This is a genomic window from Methylobacterium sp. C25, assembly GCF_021352225.1.
Taxonomy (GTDB): Bacteria; Pseudomonadota; Alphaproteobacteria; order Rhizobiales; family Beijerinckiaceae; genus Methylobacterium.
Genome location: NZ_JAAUVI010000010.1, coordinates 25,063 through 48,761, shown reverse-complemented (window position 1 = coordinate 48,761; position 23,699 = coordinate 25,063). Strand labels below are relative to the sequence as shown.

The 23,699-nt window shown below is 67.6% G+C and carries 24 protein-coding genes; 22 read left to right on the top strand and 2 right to left on the bottom strand.

Annotation, left to right across the window (positions count from 1 at the left end; genetic code table 11):
- Positions 1 to 12 precede the first annotated feature (12 nt).
- From puhA to HCU64_RS19770, 12 genes are all read left to right on the top strand, one after another.
- A complete protein-coding gene (puhA, locus tag HCU64_RS19825; RefSeq protein WP_233386069.1) occupies positions 13 to 786 on the top strand; it encodes a photosynthetic reaction center subunit H in 774 nt (257 codons plus the stop codon).
- Positions 783 to 1,445, top strand: a complete 663-nt coding sequence (puhB, locus tag HCU64_RS19820) for a photosynthetic complex putative assembly protein PuhB (protein ID WP_233385952.1) — start codon at positions 783 to 785, stop codon at positions 1,443 to 1,445. The genes puhA and puhB overlap by 4 nt, the downstream gene beginning before the upstream one ends.
- An 18-nt stretch (positions 1,446 to 1,463) precedes the next feature.
- On the top strand, positions 1,464 to 1,925 hold the full coding sequence (gene puhC, locus HCU64_RS19815; RefSeq protein WP_233385951.1) for a photosynthetic complex assembly protein PuhC: 462 nt from the start codon (positions 1,464 to 1,466) through the stop codon (positions 1,923 to 1,925).
- On the top strand, positions 1,922 to 2,218 hold the full coding sequence (locus tag HCU64_RS19810) for a hypothetical protein (protein WP_233385950.1): 297 nt from the start codon (positions 1,922 to 1,924) through the stop codon (positions 2,216 to 2,218). The genes puhC and HCU64_RS19810 overlap by 4 nt, the downstream gene beginning before the upstream one ends.
- Entirely contained in the window at positions 2,215 to 3,306 is a 1,092-nt protein-coding gene (acsF, locus tag HCU64_RS19805) for a magnesium-protoporphyrin IX monomethyl ester (oxidative) cyclase (protein ID WP_233385949.1), read from the top strand. The genes HCU64_RS19810 and acsF overlap by 4 nt, the downstream gene beginning before the upstream one ends.
- Positions 3,307 to 3,313: 7 nt before the next feature.
- The gene (puhE, locus tag HCU64_RS19800; protein ID WP_233385948.1) at positions 3,314 to 4,123 is read left to right on the top strand and encodes a putative photosynthetic complex assembly protein PuhE; all 810 of its coding nucleotides are present in this window, start codon (positions 3,314 to 3,316) and stop codon (positions 4,121 to 4,123) included.
- 48 nt (positions 4,124 to 4,171) lie between these two features.
- Positions 4,172 to 5,389, top strand: coding sequence for a 5-aminolevulinate synthase (hemA, locus tag HCU64_RS19795; RefSeq protein ID WP_233385946.1), 1,218 nt, complete (start codon positions 4,172 to 4,174; stop codon positions 5,387 to 5,389).
- A gap of 291 nt (positions 5,390 to 5,680) precedes the next feature.
- Positions 5,681 to 6,697, top strand: a complete 1,017-nt coding sequence (bchI, locus tag HCU64_RS19790; RefSeq protein WP_233385945.1) for a magnesium chelatase ATPase subunit I — start codon at positions 5,681 to 5,683, stop codon at positions 6,695 to 6,697.
- Positions 6,694 to 8,448: a magnesium chelatase subunit D gene (locus tag HCU64_RS19785; protein WP_233385944.1), complete on the top strand. Its 1,755-nt coding sequence runs from the start codon at positions 6,694 to 6,696 to the stop codon at positions 8,446 to 8,448. Before bchI ends, HCU64_RS19785 begins: the two co-directional genes overlap by 4 nt.
- A 4-nt stretch (positions 8,449 to 8,452) precedes the next feature.
- On the top strand, positions 8,453 to 9,373 hold the full coding sequence (gene bchO, locus HCU64_RS19780; RefSeq protein ID WP_442785988.1) for an alpha/beta fold hydrolase BchO: 921 nt from the start codon (positions 8,453 to 8,455) through the stop codon (positions 9,371 to 9,373).
- A gap of 102 nt (positions 9,374 to 9,475) precedes the next feature.
- Positions 9,476 to 11,002, top strand: coding sequence for a phytoene desaturase (locus HCU64_RS19775; protein WP_233385943.1), 1,527 nt, complete (start codon positions 9,476 to 9,478; stop codon positions 11,000 to 11,002).
- A complete protein-coding gene (locus HCU64_RS19770; RefSeq protein WP_233385942.1) occupies positions 10,983 to 12,089 on the top strand; it encodes a phytoene/squalene synthase family protein in 1,107 nt (368 codons plus the stop codon). The genes HCU64_RS19775 and HCU64_RS19770 overlap by 20 nt, the downstream gene beginning before the upstream one ends.
- An 81-nt stretch (positions 12,090 to 12,170) precedes the next feature.
- Here HCU64_RS19770 and HCU64_RS19765 read toward each other — a convergent pair whose 3' ends face one another.
- Both HCU64_RS19765 and crtD read right to left on the bottom strand, forming a co-directional pair.
- Positions 12,171 to 13,025 (bottom strand): carotenoid 1,2-hydratase, encoded by an 855-nt coding sequence (locus HCU64_RS19765; RefSeq protein ID WP_233386067.1) that lies wholly within the window; start codon positions 13,023 to 13,025, stop codon positions 12,171 to 12,173.
- A complete protein-coding gene (gene crtD, locus HCU64_RS19760; RefSeq protein WP_233385941.1) occupies positions 13,022 to 14,557 on the bottom strand; it encodes a 1-hydroxycarotenoid 3,4-desaturase CrtD in 1,536 nt (511 codons plus the stop codon). Before crtD ends, HCU64_RS19765 begins: the two co-directional genes overlap by 4 nt.
- 103 nt (positions 14,558 to 14,660) lie before the next feature.
- Between crtD and HCU64_RS19755 the strand changes: the two genes are divergently transcribed.
- The 10 genes from HCU64_RS19755 to pufL all read left to right on the top strand — a co-directional run bounded on the left by HCU64_RS19755 (position 14,661) and on the right by pufL (position 23,684).
- Positions 14,661 to 15,533, top strand: a complete 873-nt coding sequence (locus HCU64_RS19755) for a polyprenyl synthetase family protein (protein ID WP_233385940.1) — start codon at positions 14,661 to 14,663, stop codon at positions 15,531 to 15,533.
- A gap of 6 nt (positions 15,534 to 15,539) precedes the next feature.
- Positions 15,540 to 16,700, top strand: a complete 1,161-nt coding sequence (locus tag HCU64_RS19750) for an acetylserotonin O-methyltransferase (protein WP_233385939.1) — start codon at positions 15,540 to 15,542, stop codon at positions 16,698 to 16,700.
- Between the two features lie 92 nt (positions 16,701 to 16,792).
- The gene (gene bchC, locus HCU64_RS19745) at positions 16,793 to 17,731 is read left to right on the top strand and encodes a chlorophyll synthesis pathway protein BchC (RefSeq protein ID WP_233385937.1); all 939 of its coding nucleotides are present in this window, start codon (positions 16,793 to 16,795) and stop codon (positions 17,729 to 17,731) included.
- The gene (locus HCU64_RS19740) at positions 17,728 to 18,732 is read left to right on the top strand and encodes a chlorophyllide a reductase iron protein subunit X (protein WP_233386066.1); all 1,005 of its coding nucleotides are present in this window, start codon (positions 17,728 to 17,730) and stop codon (positions 18,730 to 18,732) included. Before bchC ends, HCU64_RS19740 begins: the two co-directional genes overlap by 4 nt.
- 4 nt (positions 18,733 to 18,736) lie before the next feature.
- Entirely contained in the window at positions 18,737 to 20,314 is a 1,578-nt protein-coding gene (gene bchY / locus HCU64_RS19735; protein ID WP_233385936.1) for a chlorophyllide a reductase subunit Y, read from the top strand.
- The gene (gene bchZ / locus HCU64_RS19730) at positions 20,314 to 21,783 is read left to right on the top strand and encodes a chlorophyllide a reductase subunit Z (protein WP_233385935.1); all 1,470 of its coding nucleotides are present in this window, start codon (positions 20,314 to 20,316) and stop codon (positions 21,781 to 21,783) included. Before bchY ends, bchZ begins: the two co-directional genes overlap by 1 nt.
- 68 nt (positions 21,784 to 21,851) lie before the next feature.
- Entirely contained in the window at positions 21,852 to 22,076 is a 225-nt protein-coding gene (locus HCU64_RS19725) for a hypothetical protein (protein WP_233385934.1), read from the top strand.
- 134 nt (positions 22,077 to 22,210) lie between these two features.
- Positions 22,211 to 22,441, top strand: coding sequence for a light-harvesting antenna LH1, beta subunit (pufB, locus tag HCU64_RS19720; RefSeq protein WP_233385933.1), 231 nt, complete (start codon positions 22,211 to 22,213; stop codon positions 22,439 to 22,441).
- A 13-nt stretch (positions 22,442 to 22,454) separates the two neighbouring features.
- On the top strand, positions 22,455 to 22,640 hold the full coding sequence (pufA, locus tag HCU64_RS19715) for a light-harvesting antenna LH1, alpha subunit (RefSeq protein ID WP_233385932.1): 186 nt from the start codon (positions 22,455 to 22,457) through the stop codon (positions 22,638 to 22,640).
- 219 nt (positions 22,641 to 22,859) lie between these two features.
- On the top strand, positions 22,860 to 23,684 hold the full coding sequence (gene pufL, locus HCU64_RS19710; protein WP_183510162.1) for a photosynthetic reaction center subunit L: 825 nt from the start codon (positions 22,860 to 22,862) through the stop codon (positions 23,682 to 23,684).
- Positions 23,685 to 23,699: the final 15 nt, after the last annotated feature.

Sequence of the window (23,699 nt, the reverse complement as noted above, 5' to 3'; positions counted from 1 at the left end):
AGAACGACCATGCTGCCCAGAGGCGAAATCACCGGCTACATCGACGTGGCCCAGGTCACGCTCTACGCGTTCTGGATCTTCTTCGCGGGCCTCGTGTTCTGGCTGCGCCGCGAAGATCGCCGGGAGGGCTACCCGCTGGAGGCCGAGGCCTTCGGGCGGCTCAAGACCGTCGATCCCGTCCTGATCCCGCGTGCCAAGGCCTTCCACCTCTCGAACGGCATCACGAAGTTCGCTCCGGCGCCCGACCCGGCCTACGACACCGACGTGGCGAGCCAGAAGCGCGAGCCCTGGCCCGGCGCACCCTACGACCCGACCGGTAACCCGCTGACCGATCGCGTCGGGCCCGGCTCCTGGGCCAACCGGGACAACGAGCACGACAAGACCTTTGACGGCCAGAACCGCATCGTGCCGCTGCGCGTGGCCGATCACTTCGTGGTCCACGAGGATGGCCCCAACCCGATCGGCATGACCGTGTTCGGAGCGGACCGACAGGTCGCCGGCACCGTCAGCGACGTCTGGATCGACCGGGGCGAATGCCTGGTGCGCTACTACGAGGTCGAGCTCGGCGCGGGCGGCAAGCACGTCCTCATGCCGGCGACCTTCTGCAAGGTCGGGCGGCTGTCGAAGACCGTGAAGTCCGAGGCGCTCCTCGCCGAGCAATTCGCCGGCATCCCGGGCATGGCCGATCCGGACTCGGTCACTCTCCAGGAGGAAGAGCGGATCGTCGCCTATTTCGGCGCAGGCACGCTCTACGCCACGCCCTACCGCGCGGAGCCGATGCTGTGACCAAACCAGAGCCCTTCTGCCCCCGCGGCCTGCCGGAGCCGCTCCCGACCGGCGAACGCATCCTCTGGCAGGGTGCGCCCACCATCGCCGGCGCGGCGATGCGGATCTTCCATGCCCGCCTCGTGGCGGCGTGGTTCGCCCTCGCTGCGCTGGTCTTCGGCGGCCTCGCCGCCTCGGACGGCTCCTACCTGTCGGCCCTCGGCGTGGCCCTGCCGACGCTGGCGATCGGAGCGGGCGGCTTGGCGCTGCTCGCCCTGTTCTCCTGGCTGGTCCACCGCACCACGGTCTACACCATCACCGACCGGCGGATCGTGATGCGGGTCGGCATCGCGCTGCCGATCACCCTGAACCTGCCCTTCGCCATGACCGAGGGGGCCGGGCTCCGCGTCTTCGCGGACGGCTCCGGCGACATCCCGGTCCAGCTGCAGGCGGGCGAGCGGGTGGCCTATCTCCACCTCTGGCCGCATGCCCGGCCTTGGCGCGTCACGCAGCCTGAGCCGATGCTGCGCTCGGTTCCGGAGGCCGAGACGGTCGCGGCCCTCCTGGCGCGGGCGCTCGCTGCCTATGCCGGCCAGGCCGATGCGGCGATCCCGGTCATCAAGGCGCGGCAACGCGCTGCGGATCGCCAGGGCGCGCTCGTCGCGGCCGGCGCGCGGTGACGGGCAGGGGAGGCGGCGATGACCGATTCCGCGTCGAGACCGTCCCTGCCGCTGGCGGCGATGATCGGGGCCGGCGCCCTCATGGGGTTCTGCCTGCTCGTTGTCTGGGTCGGCCGCAGCGAGAGCCTCGGGCTGACCCAGCTTCCGCCCGCCGGCACCGTTTCCAGCGTCGCCTTCCGCGTGGCGGACCAGCCCGACGGCTCGATCGCCATGCGTGACGCCGGAAGCGACCGGCTGCTGCTCACGATCCATCCCGGCGAGGACAACTTCATGCGCGCCACGATGCGCGGCCTCGCCCAGGCGCGCCAGCGCGCCGGGCTCGGACGCGAGACCCCGTTCAAGCTGACCCATTACGACAACGGCACGCTCTCCCTCGACGACGATGCCACCGGCCGCAAGATTCCGTTGGAGGCCTTCGGCCGGCCCAATGCGCTGGCCTTCGCCCGCCTCCTGCCCGGCGAGAACGGGGTGACCCCATGAGCTGGATCGAGAAATCTACCGTCGAGGTGCCCTGCACCGTCGAGATCGAGCACACGGCCGAGAGCCTGCACGCGCATGTCACCCTCGATGCCGGCTTCGACATCGAGCCCGGCGACGAGGTCCGCGTGCACGACGCGCCGAGCCTGCCGCCCTTCGGCGAGACCATCACCGTCCGGCGCCAGGCCACTGTGACCCGCGCCGGCAAGCTCGAGCGCGCCTGGACCAAGCTGATCGCGCATCTCGAACTGACCGAACTCTACGAAGTGAGCTTTTCCGAGAGGAGGACGCTGTGAACGCACCTGTCCAGCCCCCGATCGCCGTGGGTCCCGCGCCGAAGCACCCGGTCAACGACTCGACGCGCTCGGCGCAGGAGACGACCTTCCTGTCGCCCCGCTTCTACACCACCGATTTCGACGAGCTCGACCGCACCAATGTCGAGCCGGTGCGCGCCGAATGGGACAAGCTCATCGCCGAGCTGCGCTCCGACCCGAACAAGCGCCACTTCATCCGCGACGGCGCCTTCGACTGCGATCTCGACGCGATGGACCCGGAACTCCGCAAGGAATTCCTCGACTTCCTGGTCTCGTCGATCACCGCCGAGTTCTCGGGCTGCGTGCTCTACGCCGAGATGCGCAAGCGCGCGAAGAACAAGGACATCAAGGAGCTGTTCGGCTTCATGAGCCGGGACGAGGCGCGCCATGCCGGCTTCATCAACGACTCACTGAAAGATTTCGGGATCGGCGTCGACTTGGGCTTCCTGACGAAGACCAAGAAATACACCTTCTTCCGGCCGAAGTTCATCTTCTACGCGACGTATCTCTCGGAAAAGATCGGCTACGCCCGCTACATCACCATCTTCCGTGAGCTGGAGCGGCACCCCGAGCGGCGCATCCACCCGATCTTCAAGTGGTTCGAGCTGTGGTGCAACGACGAGTTCCGCCACGGCGAGGCCTTCGCCCTGCTGATGCGGGCGAACCCGAAGCTGACCGAGGGCGTGAACGTCTACTGGATCCGCTTCTTCCTGCTCGCGGTCTACGCGACGATGTACGTGCGCGACCATTGCCGCCCGGCCTTCCACAAGGCGCTCGGCGTCACGCCGACGGATTACGACTTCACGGTCTTCCGCATCACCTCGGAGATCTCGAAGCAGACCTTCCCGATCACCCTCGACATCGACAATCCGCGGTTCAAGGAAGGCCTCGACAAGCTGCTCGACTGCTCGCGCAGGATCGCCGAGGCGAAGGCCGAGGGCGGGATCGGGGGCAAGCTCAGACAGGTCGGCCACAGCCTCGTCGCGGCGGTCACATTCGCGCGGCTTTATCTCCTGCCGGTAAAAGGGCACCAGATGCCGGCCGACATCCGCCTGCAGCCGGTCTGGTAGGGCGCGGATGGCCGTCTACGCCGCCCCGGCTTTTTACGCGGTTCTGCTCTGGTGGTTCTCCACGGGGGTGATCCTCTTGCTGGATCATCTGCCGCGGAAGACCCACCGCTGGAGCATGGCCGGGGGGACCATCGTGCTCGCCGTCGCCCTCTGGGCGATCGGCACGAGCGCGCGGGATGCGTCCGAGAGCGGCGTCTACACCGCCTTCACTGCGGCCGTGCTGGTCTGGGGCTGGCAGGAGATGAGCTACTACATGGGCTTCATCTCCGGCCCGAGGCCGGAGGCCTGCCCGCCGCATCTCTCGAAATCCGAAAAGTTCTTCGCGGCGCTCGGCACCAGCCTCTGGCACGAATTCGCGATCGTGCTGGGCGGGCTCGCCATCCTCGTTCTGGTCTGGGGCCAGCCGAACCATTTCGCGCTCTGCACCTACGCGACCCTGGTGCTGATGAACGCCTCGGCCCGGCTCAACCTCTTCCTCGGCGTGCGTAACCTCAACGCGGAGCTGCTGCCACCGCATCTGGGTTATCTCGCCGGCTACCTCGCCAAGCGGCCGATGAACCTGCTGTTTCCGTTCTCGGTGAGCCTCGGCACCATCGCCGCTGCGCTGATGGCCCGGGCGACGCTCTCGGACGAGACCTTGGCGCACGAGCTCGTCGGATACACGCTGCTCGCGAGCCTCACGGCCTTGGCGGTGCTGGAACACTGGTTCCTGATGCTGCCGCTGCCCTCGGCCGCGCTCTGGCAATGGAGCCTGCCGGGCAAGGTCACCCCCATCGCGATCGAGACCAAGGATAGCGCGGTGAACCCGCACGACTGATTTCGACAGGACCAGGCGGGGACAACACCCGCCATTCGGGAGGACGGCATGGATTACGAAGCGTTCTTCGGCGCCGAGCTCGACGGCCTCCATCGCGAGGGACGCTACCGCGTCTTTACCGATCTGGAGCGGCACCGCGGCGGCTTCCCGCGCGCGACGCATCACACGTCGGCCGGCGAGCGCGAGGTCACGGTCTGGTGCTCGAACGACTATCTCGGCATGGGCCAGCACCCCAAGGTGCTGAACGCCATGCACGAGGCGCTCGACCGCTGCGGCGCCGGCGCCGGCGGCACCCGCAACATCTCCGGCACCAACCACTACCACGTGCTGCTGGAGCGCGAGCTCGCCGACCTCCACGACAAGGAGGCCGCGCTGATCTTCACCTCCGGCTACGTCTCGAACTGGGCCGCCCTCGGAACGCTCGGCTCGAAGCTGCCCGGCTGCGTGATCTTTTCGGATTCCGAGAACCACGCCTCGATGATCGAGGGCATCCGCTCCTCCCGCGCCGAGCGACAGATTTTTCGCCATAACGACCCGGAGGATCTCGACCGCAAGCTCTCGCTGATCGAGCCGGGCCGCGCGAAGCTCGTCGCCTTCGAGTCGGTGTATTCGATGGATGGCGACATCGCGCCGATCGACGAGATCTGCGACGTCGCCGAGAAGCACGGCGCGCTGACCTATCTCGATGAGGTCCACGCGGTCGGCCTCTACGGCGCGCGCGGCGGCGGCATCTCCGAGCGCATGGGCCTCGCCCACCGGCTCGACGTGATCGAGGGCACGCTCGGCAAGGCCTTTGCCGTCCATGGCGGCTACATCACGGCTTCGGAAAAGCTCTGCGACTTCGTGCGCAGCTTCGCCTCGGGCTTCATCTTCACCACCTCGCTGCCGCCGGCGGTGGCGGCCGGCGCGGCGGCGAGCATCCGCCATCTCAAGGGGTCGAGCGCCGAGCGTGCCCGCCACCAGGACCGCGTCGCGCATGTGCGCCGTGCCCTCGACGCGGCCGGCATCCCCTACATGCCCAACACCTCGCATATCGTGCCGGTGATGGTCTGCGATCCCGTGCTCTGCAAGGCGATCTCCGACACCCTGCTCGACGAGTTCGGCATCTATGTCCAGCCGATCAACTACCCGACCGTGCCGCGTGGGACCGAGCGCCTGCGGATCACGCCCGGCCCGCTGCATACGGATGCGGATATCGCGCATCTGGTGGATGCACTGAGCACGATCTGGGCGCGGATGGGCGTCAGGCAGGAGGCGGCGGAATAGCGAGCTAGCCCACCCCGTCATTCCGGGGCCGAGCAGCGGAACCCGGAATCCAGAGCCGCTGACGGAGCCAGGACTAGATCGACCGAGGTTCTGGATTCCGGGTTCTCGCCTCTGGCGAGCCCCGGAATGACGAAGTGGGATTTCACCGGAGGGACTCGAAGCGCGATGTTCGAAGACCCACACGTCATTGAGAGCGAAGCGAAGCCATCCAGAGACGGCTCCGGATCGCCCGAGCGCTCCTGGATTGCTTCGGCGGCGCCTCGCAATGAGGGCGTCAGGCACGCGTCCAGCGTGCCCACCTTCCCCTTCTCCGCCATCGTCGGCCAGGACGAGATGCGTCAGGCGCTGCTGATCGCGGCGGTGGACCCGAGCGTCGGCGGCGTGCTCGTGTTCGGCGATCGCGGCACCGGCAAGTCGACCGCGATCCGCGCGCTCGCCGCCCTGCTGCCGAAGATGCGCACTGTCGCCGGCTGCCCCTATGCCTGCGATCCCGACAGCCCGGCGCAGGCCTGTCCGCATTGCGCCACGCATCCGCGCCCGAAAAAGGCGGTCGAGATCCCGGTGCCGGTGGTCGACCTGCCGCTCGGGGCGACGGAGGACCGCGTCGTCGGCGCGCTCGATCTGGAGCGGGCGCTGAGCCTCGGCGAAAAGGCGTTCGAGCCGGGGCTGCTGGCCCGCGCCAATCGCGGCTTCCTCTACATCGACGAGGTCAACCTGCTGGAGGACCACCTCGTCGACCTGCTGCTCGACGTGGCGGCCTCGGGCGTCAACACCGTCGAGCGCGAGGGCCTGAGCTTGCGCCATCCGGCGAAGTTCGTGCTCGTCGGCTCCGGCAACCCGGAGGAGGGCGAGCTGCGCCCGCAACTCCTCGACCGTTTCGGCCTCGCCTGCGAGGTGACGACGCCGACCGAGATCAAGACCCGCATCGAGGTCGTGCGCCGTCGCGACGCCTTCGAGCGCGATCCGGAAGGGTTCTGTGAGGCCCACGCCAAGGCCGAGAAGGCGACGCAGAAGCGGATCACCAGGGCGCGCGAGCGGCTCGGCGCGGTGGCGGTGCCGGATGCGGCCCTGGAGAGCGCGACGCGGCTTTGCCTGGCGCTTGGCACCGATGGCCTGCGTGGCGAACTCACCCTTATGCGCACCGCTCGCGCGCTCGCCGCCCTCGACGGGGACAGGGCGGTCACGGACGACCACATCAAGCGCATCGCCCCGAGCGCGCTCCGCCACCGCCTGCGCCGCAACCCCCTCGATGAATCCGGCTCCACTGCGCGTGTGGCGCGAGCAGTGGCGGAGGTGTTTTCGACGTGAGCGGCTGGCTCGACGCCCTGCGCGTCGCCGCGCTGCTAGCCGCCGACCCGCATGGATGCGGCGGGGTCGTCCTTCGCGCACGGGCCGGCCCGGTCCGGGAGCGCTGGCTCGACCTTCTCCGAAGCGCGCTTCCCGCGGGCACGCCCCTCCGCCGCATGCCGGCGAGCATCGCCGATGACCGCCTGCTTGGTGGGCTCGACCTCGCCGCGACGTTGCGTGCCGGCCGTCCGGTCTCACAGAGCGGCTTGCTGGCCGAGGCCGATGGCGGAATCGTTGTGGTGCCGATGGCCGAGCGGCTCTCGCCTGGCACCGTCGCCCGGCTCTGCGCCGCGCTCGATACCGGTTCGATCAGCCTGGAGCGCGACGGGCTGCAGGGGCGGCAGCCGGCGCGGTTCGGGCTGGTGCTGCTCGACGAGGGCGCGGACGACGAGGCCGTGGCCGAGGCGCTCGCGGATCGGTTGGCCTTCCAGGTCGACCTATCGGCGATGGGGCTGCGGGACGTTGAAAAGGAACTCGGGGAACCGAACTACGAGGGTCGCGGCTCTCCTGGCCCTTGCGGGGAGGAACTCACCGACCCCATCGCCACTTTTTGCGCTGCCGCTGCCGATCTCGGCATCTCGTCCTTGCGCGGCCCCTTGCTCGCGGTGCGGGTCGCACGGCTCGCGGCGAGGTTAGACGAGAGAGAGATCTTAGCGGAAGCCGACGTGATCGAGGCGGCCCGGCTGGTGCTCGCGCCACGCGCGACGCGCCTGTCCGAACAGGACATGCCGACCGAAACGCACGAGCAGCGACCCGAGCCCGAGAAGGCGGCCTCGGAACCCACAGAGGCGCCACCGCCCGAAGGCGAGGGCGACGACGCTGCTCCGCCGACGAACCTCGACGAGCTTGTTCTGCAAGCCGCGCGGGCGGCGATTCCGCTGAACCTGCTGGCCCAACTCCTCGCCGGCGGCCCGCGCCTGCGCGACGGCAAGGCTGGACGCATGGGAGCCTCGTCCGGCGCTCCGCGCACCGGGCGGCCGATCGGCAGCCGGCCCGGCGATCCGCGGCGCGGGCGGCTTGACCTGATTGCGACTTTGCGCGCGGCGGCTCCGTGGCAGCAGATGCGTCGGCGGGATCAAGATGGAACGAACGAGCATCAGCCTCGCAGGATCATCGTGCTTCCCAGTGATATCCGCATCAAGACGCTACGCCAGCGCACCGAAACGACGACGATCTTCTGTGTCGACGCCTCCGGCTCGGCCGCCCTGGAGCGGCTCGCCGAGACCAAGGGCGCGGTCGAACTGCTGCTCGCCGAGTCCTACGTGCGGCGCGACCGGGTCGCGCTCGTCGTGTTTCGTGGTGCCGGAGCGGAGGTGATGCTGCCGCCGACGCGTTCCCTGCCGCGCGCCAAGCGCCTCCTCGCCGGACTTCCGGGTGGGGGCGGCACACCGCTCGCCGCTGGGGTCGATGCCGCTGCAACGCTGGCCCTCTCGATCCGTCGGGCCGGGGGCAGCCCAGTCATCGTGCTTCTCACCGACGGACGGGCGAACGTCGCGCGCTCGGGGGAGGGCGGGCGAGCCCGCGCCGGGGAGGAAGCCCTGGCGGCGGGGCGAGCGCTGAAAGTGCTGGGACTGCGCACGCTCCTCATCGACACCGGCGCCCGGCCGAATGGCGCGCGGCGTCTCGCGGATGTCGCCGAGGCGCGCTACGTTCCATTGCCCTACGCTGATGCGGGCGCAATGAGCGCTGCGGTGCGGGCTGCGATCGCCTGAGCCGATGATGCCGTTTTTCCAAGAAGACCGCCCCGATTGGGAGCGTGATGGCGCGGACTGGCCAAATCGCGAGGCCAGCCGCTTCGTCGAGGCCGGCGGGTTGCGCTGGCACGTCCAGGAATTCGGCAAGCCCGAGGCGCCGGTTCTGCTCCTGCTCCACGGGACGGGAGCGGCAACGCATTCCTGGCGAGCTTTCGCGCCGCTGATGGCGGAAGAGTTTCGCGTGATAGCACCGGACCTGCCCGGCCATGGCTTCAGCGATCCGCTGTCGCCTCGCGAGCTCTCTCTCCCCGGTATGGCGAGGGCAGTGACCGAATTGCTGCGGATCCTCGGCGTGACGCCGGTCGTCGCAGCGGGTCATTCGGCCGGCGCGGCGGTGCTCTGCCGGATGTGCCTCGACCGGGCGATCGACCCGCGTCTGCTCATCGCCATCAATGGCGCTCTGAAGCCGTTTCCAGGGGCGGCGAGCTTCCTGTTTCCGACAATGGCTCGGATGCTCTTCCTCAACCCGGTGACTCCGAAATTCTTCGCTTGGACAGCAGATCGCTCCGCCGTGAAGCGGCTCATCGACGGCACTGGTTCGCGCCTCGATATGGCGGGGCTCGACCTCTACAAGCGGCTTTTCGCGAAGTCCGGCCACGTCGCCGGTGCGCTCGGCATGATGGCCAACTGGGATCTCGAGTCGCTCGACCGTGAATTGCCAAAGCTCCAGCAGGAGACAGTGCTCGTGGTCGGCGGCGACGATCGGGCGATCCTGCCCGAGACGAGCTTCGCCGTGCATGACCGGCTGAGTCATGCGCGCGTCGAGCTAATGCGCGGGCTGGGTCATCTGGCGCATGAGGAGGCCCCCGAACGGGTCGCAGAAATCGTGCTTCGGGAAGCTCGGACTGCCGGGATTCTCGCGGAAGCCCCTGCCAGCATCTGAGGGCCGCCGATCGGGAATGTTCCGCGGTCATCCAGAACGCGATCGGAGCCCTTGGCGATTTCCCACTTGCCTGCCGCGGAAACCGCGCCATAGTGTCATCTTATGTTGACACTCGACGCCAGACCGAGCGCCGTGCCGTCGACCGATCATCGGCCCCATGCGGTTGTGATCGGCTCCGGTTTCGGCGGGCTGGCAGCGGCGATCCGGCTCGGCGCGCGCGGCTACCGCGTCACGGTGCTGGAGCGGCTGGAACAGCCGGGCGGCCGGGCCCGTGTGCACCGGCAGGATGGCTTCACCTTCGATGCCGGCCCCACCATCGTCACCGCCCCCTTCCTGTTCGAGGAACTCTGGCAGCTCGCCGGCCGCCGGATGGCCGACGACGTCGCGCTGGTGCCGATGAAGCCGTTCTATCGCATTCGCTTCGAGGACGGTGCGAGCTTCGAGTACAGCGGCGACGTCACCGCGATGCGCGAGGAGGTGCGGCGGTTTTCGCCTGCGGATGTCGCGGGTTACGAACGCTTCATGGAGCGCAGCGCAGCAATCTGCAGGGTCGGCTTCGAAGAGCTCGGCCACGTTCCCTTCGATTCCATCGGCGACATGTTGCGCATCGCGCCGGACCTCCTGCGGCTGAGCGGCCACCGCTCGGTCTACAGCGTCGTGGCGCGGTACATCCGCGATGAGCGTTTACGGACCATCTTCAGCTTCCACCCTCTGCTGATTGGCGGAAACCCGTTTCGCGCCAGCGCGATCTACTGCCTGATCGCCCATCTCGAGCGACGCTGGGGCGTGCATTTCGCTATGGGCGGCACGGGACGGCTGGTAGATGGATTGTGCGACCTCATCCGCGAGCAGGGCAACGTCATCCGCTGCGGTGCCGACGTCGCCCGGATCCCCGTGAAAGACGGCACTGCCATCGGCGTAGAGATGACCGATGGCAGTTGGCTCGACGCCAACATCGTGGTGTCAAACGCGGATTCCGCCTTCACCTACAACCGATTGCTCAAGGGCCACAGCCGGCGCTGGAGCGACAGGCGCCTCGCATCCTCGCGCTCATCCATGGGCCTTTTCGTCTGGTACTTCGGCACGAAGCGGAAATATCCCGACGTCGCCCACCATACGATCCTGATGGGGCCGCGCTATCGCGAGTTGCTGACAGACATCTTCGACCGAAAGACGCTCGCCGAAGATTTCAGCCTCTACCTTCATCGCCCGACCGCGACCGATCCTCTTCTCGCTCCGCCAGACCACGAAGCCTTCTATGTGCTTGCGCCAGTTCCTAATCTCGCAGGCGGCCAGGACTGGGCGCGAATTGGCGAGCCTTATCGACGAAGCATCGAGCACGCCCTCGAAGGTTCTGTGCTGCCCGGACTGAGCGAAGCAGTCGTCACCTCAAAGATCACGACGCCGCAGGACTTTGCCGACGACTTCCTGAGCTTTCGCGGGTCCGGCTTCGGGCTCGAGCCAGTCCTGACGCAATCGGCCTGGTTCCGGCCGCATAACCGGTCCGAGGACGTCAAGAACCTCTATCTCGTCGGCGCGGGAACGCATCCCGGCGCCGGACTCCCCGGCGTGCTGTCCTCGGCACGCGTGCTCGACAGCGTGGTGCCGGATGCGCGTGTCTTCGCTTGACGTCCCCTTCGCCACCGCGGCCGATCAGGCCGCCTGCCGCGCGGCGATCCGCGCGGGATCGAAGAGTTTCTTCACTGCATCAACGCTGCTGCCACCATCGGTGAGAACACCGTCCTTTGGTCTCTACGCGTTTTGCCGAGTCTCGGACGACGCGGTGGACGAGGCCGGAAGTCGGCTCTGTCGAAGGGCTGCGGTGGAAGGCCTGTCGCAACGCCTGACGCTAGCCTACGCTGGCCGCCCCGCCGCTTCTCCTGCGGACCGCGCGCTGGCCGATATTGTCGCGCGATACGCGATCCCAGAGGTGCTCCCACGTGCGCTGCTCGAAGGGCTCGCCTGGGATTCGCAGGGCCGCCGCTACGCGACCCTCTCGGACCTCACGGATTACGCGGCACGCGTCGCGGGCGCCGTCGGCGCAATGATGACGCTGATCATGGGCGTGCGCGATCCCACGGTGCTGGCGCGGGCCTGTGATCTCGGCGTGGCGATGCAGTTCACCAATATCGCCCGCGACGTCGGCGAGGATGCCCGGGCCGGCCGACTCTATCTTCCGCTCGATTGGCTCGCGGAAGTCGGGGTTGATCCGGATGCCTTCCTGGCGCGGCCCGAGGCAAACCCAGAGATCCGCACCGTAGTGGCGCGCCTGCTGGGCGCGGCGGAAGCCCTTTACCAGCGCTCGGAATCGGGAATCTCTGGCTTGCCACTGGCCTGCCGTCCGGCGATCCGCGCGGCGCGGTTGATCTATGCCGAAATCGGACGCGCGATCGAGGCGAACGGGCTCGATTCGATCAGCCGCCGTGCCCGGGTTTCCAGGTCGCGCAAAGCGGTTCTGCTCGCCCGCGCTGCGTTGCCTAACCCGGCGCTCAAGCTCAAGGAGCTGCCCCCATTGCCCGCAACCGCGTATCTCGTCGAAGGCGTCCGGCAGCACCCGCTGCAGGCTGCTGCGATACCACGTCGGTTGCCGGCCTGGTGGGACATCTCGGGCCGAATCGTGCATGTGCTCGACCTGATCGAGCAACTCGAGAAGCGCGATCTGTTCGAGCGATCACCTTCCATCAGCATCCTGCCCCGTCAGTCCGGGACCGCATAGGTAACCCAGGAGCCGTCCGCATTGCTGGGCACCGCGAGGCGCGCAGGTCGGTCAGGAGGGCGGAGTCCGCTGAGCGGATCGTCAGGGCCGTGGCATTCGGAACGGCAGCATCAGCCTGACGAGCGGATTCGTGAAACGATCGAGCACCAGGCTCTCGTGCACCGGCCGCACCTCTTCGCCGGCCAGCGTCGATGAGAGCAGTGAGCGGGCGTAGAATGGCGTGTCCTCGAAGGTTCGCACGACGGCCGCACGTCCGTCGTCGCTGCGGGTCGGCCTCGGGATATGCCAGAGCCGCGTTGGCGGTAGGGAAGCGGCGAGCGGTGGGCGGATCTCGCGCCTGCTGCCGTCGCGGCCGAAGCGGAGCGACAAGTTCTGGCCACTGCCGTCGCGCCGCTCGACGTCGTAGAGAACTGCAGCACCGTCGCTGAGATCGGCGCGACACCAGTTCCACTGCGAGAAAGATTCGGCCAGCGGGCGGTCGCCGTCATTGGTGTCGAAATAGCCAGTGCCAGACCAAGCGATCGACGGCTCGTCGAGGGAGACCGCGACTCGAGAAGATGGCGCCATCGGCCACCAGCGGTGTTCGCCGGGGGCATCGAGGGTGAAGGGTTCCCGGGTGATTCCGTTCGGCTGCACCCGCACGGTGCCGCGGATCGCGCGAGGGATCGGCGCGCAACGCTCGTCGAGCCGGATCGTCAGCTCAGTGCCGTCCCAAGCCAGCGAACTCGGCCCGATCGCGATGCTGTGCGCATCGCGGGAAAGCGCGGACTTGCGCCTTTCCGTCATGGCGAAGCGGCTTTCGCGCTCTCCATAGAGCACGACGTTCACTGCGCAATGATCGTAGGGATCCTGCTTCCTGTCCCAGGCATAGTAGGGCGAGAACACGCTGCCTATGAAGGCAATGACGGTGAGGCCCTGTCGCCCATCCTCACTCAGCGCATCGACATACCACCAGACATAGCCGCCCTCGACGACCGGACCGTCGAAGCGAGGTCCGAGAGCACTGCCTCCGCTGCCAGTCTTCCGGACAGGGCCGCCATCGGTACGCCCGGCCCCGGATGCACGCTGCCTCCCGCCAGATAGAGACCCGGCAGCCGCGTGCGTGAGCCCGGCCGTTTGAACGAGGCCATCCAGCCGTGGGCCGCCCTCCCGTAGAGTGCGCCCCCAGTCGCTGGAAACAGCGACTCGAAACCCTGCGGCGACGTGATCACGGGCGGCTCCGTCATCGTCAGGGAAAAGCCGCAAGCCGCGAGCCGCTGCTGCAGATTCGTCTCGCATCTCTGGATCTCCGAAGGCGAAAAGGCTCGCTCGCGCCCGTCGGCCGGGGCGTTGACGAGGAGGAGAAGGCGCTCGGTTCCTCCGGCGGCAGCCCCGTCAACGCCGCGGTCCTGGGCGCAGACGTAGACGGTGGGATCCGATGGCAACCGGCGCCTCGAGAGGATCTCCGAGAACTCCGCGCGGTAGTCGCGGGAGAAGAACACGGTGTGGTGGGCCAGCGGAAAACCTACGGCCCGGGCGTTTGCGCAGAACGTCACAGCCGAGAGCGACCGCTGCGAGGAGGCAACGCGATCGCCAGCCACTGCGGCCTCCGGTCCGAACAGGCCGTGTCCAAGTGCGGCGACATCGGCATTGGCGACGATGGCATCGGCAGGGATGCGCTCGCCATCGGCGAGCACGACCCCTGTGACTCCGGAACGGTCGGTCTCAATCCGGGCGACTTCGGCGCCATAGCGGATCGATGCACCGCGCTCCTCGGCAAGGTTGGCGAGAGCCATGGCGAGGCGGCTCAGACCGCCTTCCACGAACCAGACACCGGCTTGCTCGACATGAGCAACGAGCATGAGCGTAGCCGGCGCCGCGAAAGGCGACGCCCCGCAATAGGTCGCGTAGCGTCCGAAGAGCTGTCGCAGTCGCGGATCACGGAAATATTCGCCGAGCGCCCGCCAAAGAGTGGTGAATGGCTGGATGCGCCAAAGCTCACCTAGGCCGGCCAGACCGACCCGGCGCCCGAGATCAAGAGGGCTCGGCCTGTCACCACGGATGAAGGGGCCCTCGAGCGTCCGGTAGACGGCCGCCGCCCGCGCGCAGAAGCGGCGATAGCCATCGGCCTCGCTCTGACCGGCAAAGGCCGCGATCGCCTCGGTCGAGGAATCGATATCGGCAAACAGATCGAGGCGCTCATCATCACTCCAGGCATGGCGCGCGAGAAGTGGCGCCGGCGTGAGCGCGACGTGGTCGGTGAGCGCGGATCCACACTCCTGAAGAATCTCCTCGAAGACCCAGCGCATCGTGAAAACGGTGGGACCCGCCTCGATCGCTCGACCGCCGACGGAGAGCGAGCGCATCTTTCCGCCTGGTGCCGCCGCGCGCTCGAGCACCATCACGTCGAAGCCGGCATGGGCGAGCTTCAGCGCAGCGACGAGCCCGCCTACCCCGGCTCCGATCACGACAATGCGTTTTCTCGGCACGAAGGCGTGAATCGCACTCTCCTAGCGTTGACCCGTCTCTCATTGTGTCAATAAATAGTGACACATGTAAACGACCATCACCAATGACATTGGGAGTCGCGCGATGGATGCCGGTAGACGGATCGAAACGGCTCTTGATGCAGCGGTCGCTCATTGCGAGGCGCCCGGCGCGCCACCACGCTTGGCCGAAGCAATCCGCTACGCTGTCTTCCCCGGCGGCCACCGAATTCGGCCGCGACTGTGCCTTTCCGTGGCGCGCGCTTGCGGGGATGACGACCCGGACGCTTCCAATGCCGCCGCCGCCGCAATTGAGCTCCTGCACTGCGCCTCGCTCGTACACGACGATCTGCCGTGCTTCGACGATGCGACAACGCGCCGGCAGAAGCCCTCGGTGCATGTCGCGTTCGGCGAGCCGCTGGCGGTGCTCACCGGGGACGCGCTGATCGTTGCCGCCTTCGAGACGCTGGCGCGGGGTGCGGGTCGCCACCCATCGCGGCTCGCTTCGCTCGTCGGGTTGGTCGCTCGCGCGGTCGGCTCACCGGTCGGCATCGTGGCCGGGCAGGCTTGGGAATCGGAGCCCTACGTGGCGCTGTCCGACTATCAGCAGGCCAAAACCGGCGCCCTGTTCGCAGCCTGTACCGTCGCGGGCGCAGCAGCCGCGGGGGCACAGCCGCTAGGTTGGCGGCTCCTCGGAGAATGCCTCGGCGAAGCGTACCAGGTCGCAGACGACCTGCGTGATGTCGCCTGCCGACAGGAGGAAATCGGCAAACCAGCCGGCCGCGACGCAACACTCGGTCGACCCAATGCGGCCGCCTTGCTCGGGACTGATGGCGCCCTTGAGCGGCTGAAGAGGCTTGCGCGCGAGGCCGTTGACGTCGTGCCGGATTGCCCCGGCGCCAATGCCTTGCGCGGAGAGATCGAAGCGCAGACGCGACTGTTCCTGCCAAAGAGTCTGGCGCATCTCGTCGCGGCCTGACCGCTCATGTCCACCGTCGCTTCAATGCCGCCGATTCCGGCACCGCGATCATGGCGAGAACGCTGGCTCAGCTTCCGCAACGGTTGCGTCGCCAGCCCGGCTTTCCAGCGCTGGGCCGCCGGCTTCCCGCTCACCCGTGGCATCGCGCAGCGCAACACACGGGCATTGTTCGATCTGTGCGCAGGCTTCGTCTACTCGCAGGTGCTTTTTGCCTGCGTGCGGCTCGATCTATTTCGCATTCTGCAATCTGGCCCAAAGAGCATCGAGGATCTCAGCAGGCGCCTCGGACTGAGCCCAGAGCGTACCGAGCGGCTGCTGAAGGCGGCGGCCTCGCTGAACCTCGTGACCCTGCTCCAGGATGGTCGCTACGCCCTCGCCGATCTCGGCGCCGCTTTGACTGGCAACCCGTCGGTCGCGGCGATGATCGAGCACCACGCCATGCTCTATGCCGACCTCGCCGATCCGGTCGCCCTTCTTCGCGGCGAGGCCGGGCCGACCCGGCTCGGCCAGTACTGGCTCTACGCCGATCACGCTAGCCTGGGCAGAGCCAGCGAAGAAGCGGTCGCCGGATATAGCGGCCTGATGTCGGCCTCGCAGGCGCTGATCGCGGAGGACATTCTCGACGCCTATCCCCTCGGCGGCCATGGTCGCCTGATGGATGTCGGGGGAGGCGAGGGCGCCTTCATCGCCGCCGTGGCGCGACGCCACGCGGCGCTTCGGCTGACGCTTTTCGACTTGCCCCCCGTCGCACAGCGCGCCGCTGAGAGACTCGCGGGGCTGGGGTTCGGGGCCCGTGTAGAATGCCTCAGCGGCAGCTTTCATACCGACATCCTGCCGGGCGGCGCAGATGTGATCTCGCTCGTGCGCATCTTGCACGACCATGACGACGCGCAGGCCGCAGTGCTCGTACAAGCGGCCCGGGACGCATTGCCTCCCGGCGGCACGATCCTCATCGCCGAGCCGCTGGCGGACACGCGAGGCGCAGAGCCGATCGGCGACGCGTATTTCGGCTTCTACCTGCTCGCCATGGGCAGCGGTCGCGCCAGAACGGCCGCGGAAATCCGGACTATGCTCGCGGTCGGCGGCTTCACGGAAATCCAGGAAATTTCGACGCGGAGGCCGCTTCTAACGCGATTAATCACGGCAAAGCGATCTCGGAATGTGTAAACTCTACTTGACGCTTTGATATGCCTATCTAGGATGACATTCAGCGATACCGCATCGGACGGAGTCGCACGGGAGGTTGGAAGAAGCGCGCAATGGACGCCCTCGCCGTCATCCTCGAACGACCGGAGCAGCTGGCGCTCAATCGCCTGCCGCTGACGCCGGCCGGTGAGGGGGATGCGATGGTCGCCGTCTCATGGAGTGGGATCAGCACGGGCACCGAGCGACTACTCTGGTCGGGTCGAATGCCGTCCTTTCCCGGCATGGGCTACCCTCTGGTCCCTGGTTACGAGTCTGTCGGCACGGTCATCGAGGCGCCAAAGGGTGCCACCGTAAGGGCTGGCGACACCGTCTTCGTTCCCGGCGCTCGCTGCTTCGGCGCAGTGCGCGGCCTGTTCGGCGGCGCCGCTTCCCATCTCATTGCTCCAACCTCGCGCCTCGTGCCCGTCGATGTCGCCCTTGGCGACAAGGCAGTGCTCATTGCGCTGGCCGCCACCGCTTATCGCGCGCTCGGTGGAATTCGCCCAGGGTCGACGCCACTGATCGTCGGGCACGGCGTGCTCGGCCGACTGCTCGCCCGTCTCACTATGGCGGCCGGTGCCGAGCCGACCGTGTGGGAAACCGACCCGATCCGGGCGGAAGGCGACTTCGGCTATTGCGTGCTCGCGCCGGACGAAGATCCGCGGCGCGACTATGCCACAATTACCGACGTCAGCGGCGACGCCTCCGGGCTCGACGGCTTGATCGGACGCATCGCACCCGGCGGTGAGATCGTGCTCGCCGGCTTCTACGAGGCGCCGATCTCCTTCGCCTTCCCGCCGGCCTTCATGCGCGAGGCGCGGCTGCGCATCTCCGCGGAATTCAAGCCCGACGACCTCGCCGCCGTGACGGCTTTGATCGATGGCGGGCGCCTCTCGCTCGACGGCCTCATTACGCATCGCGTGCCCGCGCCCCAGGCGGGTGAGGCCTACCGCACGGCATTCGGCGATCCCGCATGCCTGAAGATGGTCCTCGACTGGAGAGCCTGTTCATGAACGTGCAGCTCAACAAGGCGGCACTCAGCCAAGCCCAAGCCCTTCGCGAGGAAGCGGCGATCGAGCCCGATCCGGTCTCGACCGCGCCCGCGAAGAAAGAGACGCAGATCATTGCGATCTACGGCAAGGGCGGCATCGGCAAGTCGTTCACGCTGGCCAACCTCAGCTACATGATGGCCCAGCAGGGCAAGAAGGTGCTGCTGATCGGCTGCGATCCGAAGAGCGACACCACCTCGCTGCTGTTCGGCGGCAAGGCTTGCCCAACCATCATCGAGACCTCGACCAAGAAGAAGCTCGCCGGCGAGCAGGTCGCGATCGGCGACGTCTGCTTCAAGCGCGACGGCGTCTACGCCATGGAGCTCGGCGGCCCTGAGGTCGGGCGCGGTTGCGGCGGCCGCGGCATCATCCACGGCTTCGAGCTGCTGGAAAAGCTCGGCTTCCACGAATGGGGCTTCGACTACGTCCTACTCGACTTCCTCGGCGACGTGGTCTGCGGCGGCTTCGGCCTGCCGATCGCCCGCGACATGTGCCAGAAGGTCATCGTCGTCGGCTCGAACGACCTGCAATCGCTCTACGTCGCCAACAACGTCTGCTCGGCGGTCGAATACTTCCGTAAGCTCGGCGGCAATGTCGGCGTCGGCGGCCTCGTCATCAACAAGGACGACGGCACCGGCGAGGCTCAGGCCTTCGCCGAGGCCGTCGGCATCCCGGTGCTGGCCTCGATCCCGGCCGACGACGACATCCGCAAGAAGAGCGCGAATTACGAGATCATCGGCCGTCCCGACGGGCGCTGGGGCTCGCTGTTCGAGACGCTCGCCTCGAGCGTCGCCGAGGCGCTTCCGAACCACCCGAAGCCGCTCTCGCAGGATGGCCTTCTCGGCCTGTTCTCCAGCGAGACCACCGGCCGCGACGTGGTGCTGGTCCCCGCCACCTTCGAGGACATGTGCGGCTCGACCCCGCTCGTGAAGCCGTCCCTCGAAGTCGTCTACGACGAGGTCTGAGCGGATGGCCGTCACCCTCGACATCGCAGACCTTCGCGCCCGCCGGGACAAGCCGGCCTCGGCCGTCGCGGCCGCGCAAGGCGCCGAGGTGATCAACCTCGCGGCGACTAAAGGCGACGGGCTCGGCTGTCACGCCGGCAAGGACGCGATGAAGGCCGCCGCCAACGCGGCTGGTATGTCGGAGACGCTGGAGCAATACGCCAAGGACTATCCGGCCGGCCCGCACGACCAGCCGCAGAGCATGTGCCCAGCCTTTGGCTCCCTGCGCGTCGGCCTGCGCATGCGCCGCACCGCGACGATCCTCTCCGGCTCGGCGTGCTGCGTCTACGGGCTGACCTTCACCTCGCATTTCTACGGCGCGCGCCGGACGGTCGGCTATGTGCCGTTCAATTCCGAGACGCTCGTCACCGGCAAGCTGTTCGAGGACATCCGCGAGGCGGTGTTCAACACGGCGAAACCCGAGGACTACGACGCCGTCGTCATCATCAATCTCTGCGTGCCGACCGCCTCGGGCGTGCCGCTGCGGCTTCTGCCGAAGGAGATCGGCGGCGTCCGCATCATCGGCATCGACGTGCCCGGCTTCGGCGTCCCGACGCACGCGGAAGCCAAGGACGTGCTCGCCGGAGCGATGCTGAAATTCGCCCGCACCGAGGCCGAACAGGGTCCAGTCCAGGCGCCGCGAAACGGCCGGTCGGGCAAGCCGACAGTGACGCTGCTCGGCGAGATGTTCCCGGCCGATCCGGTGGTGATCGGCGCAATGCTCGAACCGCTCGGCCTCGCCGCCGGACCGGTGGTGCCGACGCGCGAATGGCGCGAACTCTATGCCGCGCTCGACGGCGCGGCGGTGGCGGCGATCCATCCGTTCTACACCGCGAGCATTCGGGAGTTCGAGGCGGCGGGACGTCCGATCGTCGGCTCGGCGCCGGTCGGGCACGACGGCACCGCCGATTGGCTCGACCGGATCGGCGAGGCCTGTGGCGTTGCCCGCGACGTGGTCGAGGCCGCGAAGAACCGGCTGCTGCCGGGCATCCGCGGTGCGCTCTCGGCCATGCCGATCAAGGGCCGGATCACGCTCTCGGGCTACGAGGGCTCCGAGCTGCTGGTCGGTCGCCTGCTCTTCGAGAGCGGCGCGGATCTGCGCTACGTCGGCACCGCCTGTCCGCGCACGCCCTGGTCGGATGCCGACCGCGAATGGCTCGAAGCCAAGGGCGTCAAGGTCCAATTCCGCGCTTCGCTCGAGGACGATCTCGGCGCGATGCACGAGTACCGGCCGAACCTCGCCATCGGCACGACGCCGGTCGTGCAGAAGGCCAAGGAGCTCGGTGTCCCGGCCCTCTACTTCACCAATCTCATCTCGGCGCGTCCGCTGATGGGTGCGGCCGGCGCGGGCTCGCTCGCCAAGGTCATCAACGCGGCGCTCGCCAACAAGCCACGCTTCGACGCCATGCGCGACTTCTTCGAGGGCGTCGGGACCGGCTTCGCGGCGGGCGTCTGGCAGGAGGTTCCGCAAGACAAGAAGGCGCCGAAGGTCGCCGGCGCACCCAAGAAGCCCGCCTACGATCCGATCGGGGAGATGGCCTGATGCTCGTCCTCGATCACGACAGGGCCGGCGGCTACTGGGGCGCGGTCTACGTCTTCACGGCGATCAAGGGATTGCAGGTCGTCATCGACGGCCCGGTGGGCTGCGAGAACCTGCCGGTCACCTCGGTGCTGCACTACACCGACGCGCTGCCGCCGCACGAGCTGCCCATCGTCGTCACCGGCCTCGCCGAGGAGGAGCTCGGCCGCCACGGCACCGAGGGCGCGATGAAGCGGGCGCATGCCACGCTCGATCCGGGCCAGCCCTCGGTCGTCGTCACCGGCTCGATCGCCGAGATGATCGGCGGCGGCGTCACGCCCGAGGGCACTGGCCTGCAGCGCTTCCTGCCGCGCACCATCGACGAGGATCAGTGGCAGGCCGCCGACCGGGCGATCTCCTGGCTCTGGCAGGAATACGGCGCCAAGCGCTTCGCCAAGAAGGGCATCCCGGCGCGGCCCGAGCGCAAGGACGGCGAGAAGCCGCGGGTCAACATCATCGGTCCCGCCTACGGCACCTTCAACATGCCCTCCGACCTCACCGAGATCCGGCGGCTCGTCGAAGGTATCGGCGCCGAGGTCAACCTGACTTTCCCGCTGGCCTCGCACCTCGCGGACGTGCCGAAGCTCATCAACGCCGATGCCAATATCTGTCTCTACCGCGAGTTCGGGCGCCTGCTCTGCGAGAGCCTGGAGCGGCCGTATCTCCAGGCGCCCATCGGGGTTCTCTCGACCACCAAGTTTCTGCGCTCGCTCGGCGAGATTCTGGGGCTCGACCCCGAGCCCTTCATCGAGCGCGAGAAGCACACCACCATCAAGCCGGTCTGGGACCTGTGGCGCTCGGTGACGCAAGACTTTTTCGGCACGGCGAGCTTCGGCATCGTCGCGACCGAGACCTACGCCCGCGGCGTGCGGCACTTCCTCGAAGACGAGATGGGACTGCCCTGTACCTTCTCGTTCGCGCGCTCGGCCGGCAAGAAGCCCGACAACGCCGCTGTGCGCGACGCCATCAAGGCGAACCCGCCGCTCGTCCTGTTCGGCTCCTACAACGAGCGCATGTATCTCGCGGAAGCGGGCGGCCGCGCGGTCTACGTGCCGGCTTCCTTCCCCGGCGCGATCATCCGCCGGCATACCGGTACGCCCTTCATGGGCTACGCGGGGGCGACCTACCTGATTCAGGAGGTCTGCAACGCGCTGTTCGACATGCTCTTCCACATCCTGCCGCTGGCGCGGGACATGGATGCGGCAGTCGAGGCGACGCCGGCCCGGCTCCACCGCGAGCTCGCCTGGGCCGAGGACGCGCGAAAACTCCTCGACGAGATCGTCGAAGCCCATCCCGTCCTGGTTCGGATCTCGGCGGCCAAGCGCCTGCGCGATGCGGCGGAGCGCGCCGCCCGCCGCGACAGCCGCGAGAGTGTCGAGCCGGCCGACGTCACGCGGGCCCAGGCCGATCTCAGCATGGGGGCCGCCGCATGAGCGCGTCGCCCGCCATCACCCCTCTCTCGAACCGTCACCTTCGGGTGCGCAGCACGGAGTTTCCGGCCATGCAACGTTCGATGTCCTCGCCGTCCCGTCAGCACGCGGAAGCCTTGCAGTTCCGCCTGATCCTGGCGGCAACCTACCCCTTCTTCCTGGCGGCGGCGCTGATCCAGCGCCTGCTCCCCAGCCGATCCTCCAGGCGTCCTGGGATGCCGGTCGTGCGGCGCTCCGTCTTCGGTGAGGCGAAGGCCATGGCCGTCTCGGCCATTCCGTTCGCCTTCATGGGTTGAGCGCGGCCGTCATGGCCGCCTCTGGCAGACGCTTCCGTCCGGTGAACGGGGGAAGTCGCCGTGATCGCATCGAGTCACGGCAAGACCCGTCGCGCTTCTGAAAGGCGCGGCCAAGACAAACGGAGGTTCGATCGATGGTCAACGGAGTACCCGAAAGACCGAGCAGCCTGTCCGGGCTGACGGAACCCGAAGCCAAGGAGTTCCACGCGATCTTCTTGACGAGCTTCATCATCTTCACGGCGATCGCCGTGGTCGCCCACATCCTCGTCTGGATGTGGCGCCCGTGGCTGCCTGGACCGAAGGGATACGCCGCACTCGAAGGCGTGACTCATACGGCTCAGTCGCTCCTGTCGATGATCGTCTGAAGAGGAGCCGACCATGCACAAGATCTGGCTTCTCTTCGATCCGCGACGGACCCTCGTCGCGCTCTTCACCTTCCTGTTCATCCTGGCCCTGCTGATCCACTTCATCCTGCTCAGCACCGACAGGTTCAACTGGCTGGAAGGCGCGAAGAAGACGGCAGTCAACGAGCACTCGCTCGTCCTGCAGACCATGCCCTCCTGAGGGCGCAGCCTGCGGCGGCGCCCCACGCCGTCGCGAACCCGCGGACGGGCCACCGGCCCGCCGATACCCGCCCGCGGTCGAGAGCCTCCCTGCGACGACTCCATAAGCCGGATCGTTTCGGAGACTGCTTTCTCACGAGACGTTGACGCGACGCGAGCGCCCGACGCGGCGGCTCCCAGGCGCCAACGACCCCGACGGTCCAACCCGAAGGTGTCCGCCATGGCGATGCTGAGTTTCGAGAGAAAATACCGGGTTCGCGGCGGTACACTCGTCGGCGGAGACCTGTTCGACTTTTGGGTGGGGCCATTCTTCGTCGGCTTCTTCGGCGTTACGACGTTATTCTTCGCGATCCTCGGGACCGCGCTGATCGTCTACGGCGCGGCGATCGGGCCGACCTGGAACATCTGGCAGATCAACATCGCGCCGCCCGATCTCAAATACGGGCTCGCCCTGGCGCCACTCAAGGAAGGCGGCCTCTGGCAGATCATCACCTTCTGCGCGATCGGGTCTTTCGTCTCCTGGGCGCTGCGCGAGGTCGAGATCTGCCGAAAGCTCGGCATCGGCTACCACGTGCCCTTCGCCTTCGGGGTGGCGATCTTCGCCTATGTCTCGCTGGTGGTGATCCGACCGTTCTTGATGGGCGCCTGGGGCTACGGCTTCCCATACGGCATCCTGAGTCACCTCGATTGGGTGTCGAACACCGGATACCAGTATCTGCACTTCCACTATAATCCGGCGCACATGCTGGCGGTGTCGTTCTTCTTCACGACGACCTTCGCGCTGGCCCTGCACGGCTCCCTGATCCTGGCCTCCACCAACCCGCCCAAGGGCGAGGTGGTGAAGACCCCGGAGCACGAAGACACCTACTTCCGCGACACCATCGGCTACTCGATCGGCACGCTGGGCATCCACCGGCTCGGCCTGTTCCTGGCCCTCTCGGCCGGCTTCTGGAGCGCGGTCTGCATCATCATCAGCGGCCCGTTCTGGACGCGCGGCTGGCCCGAATGGTGGGGCTGGTGGCTCAATCTTCCGGTCTGGCGCTGAGGGGGCTCGAAGACG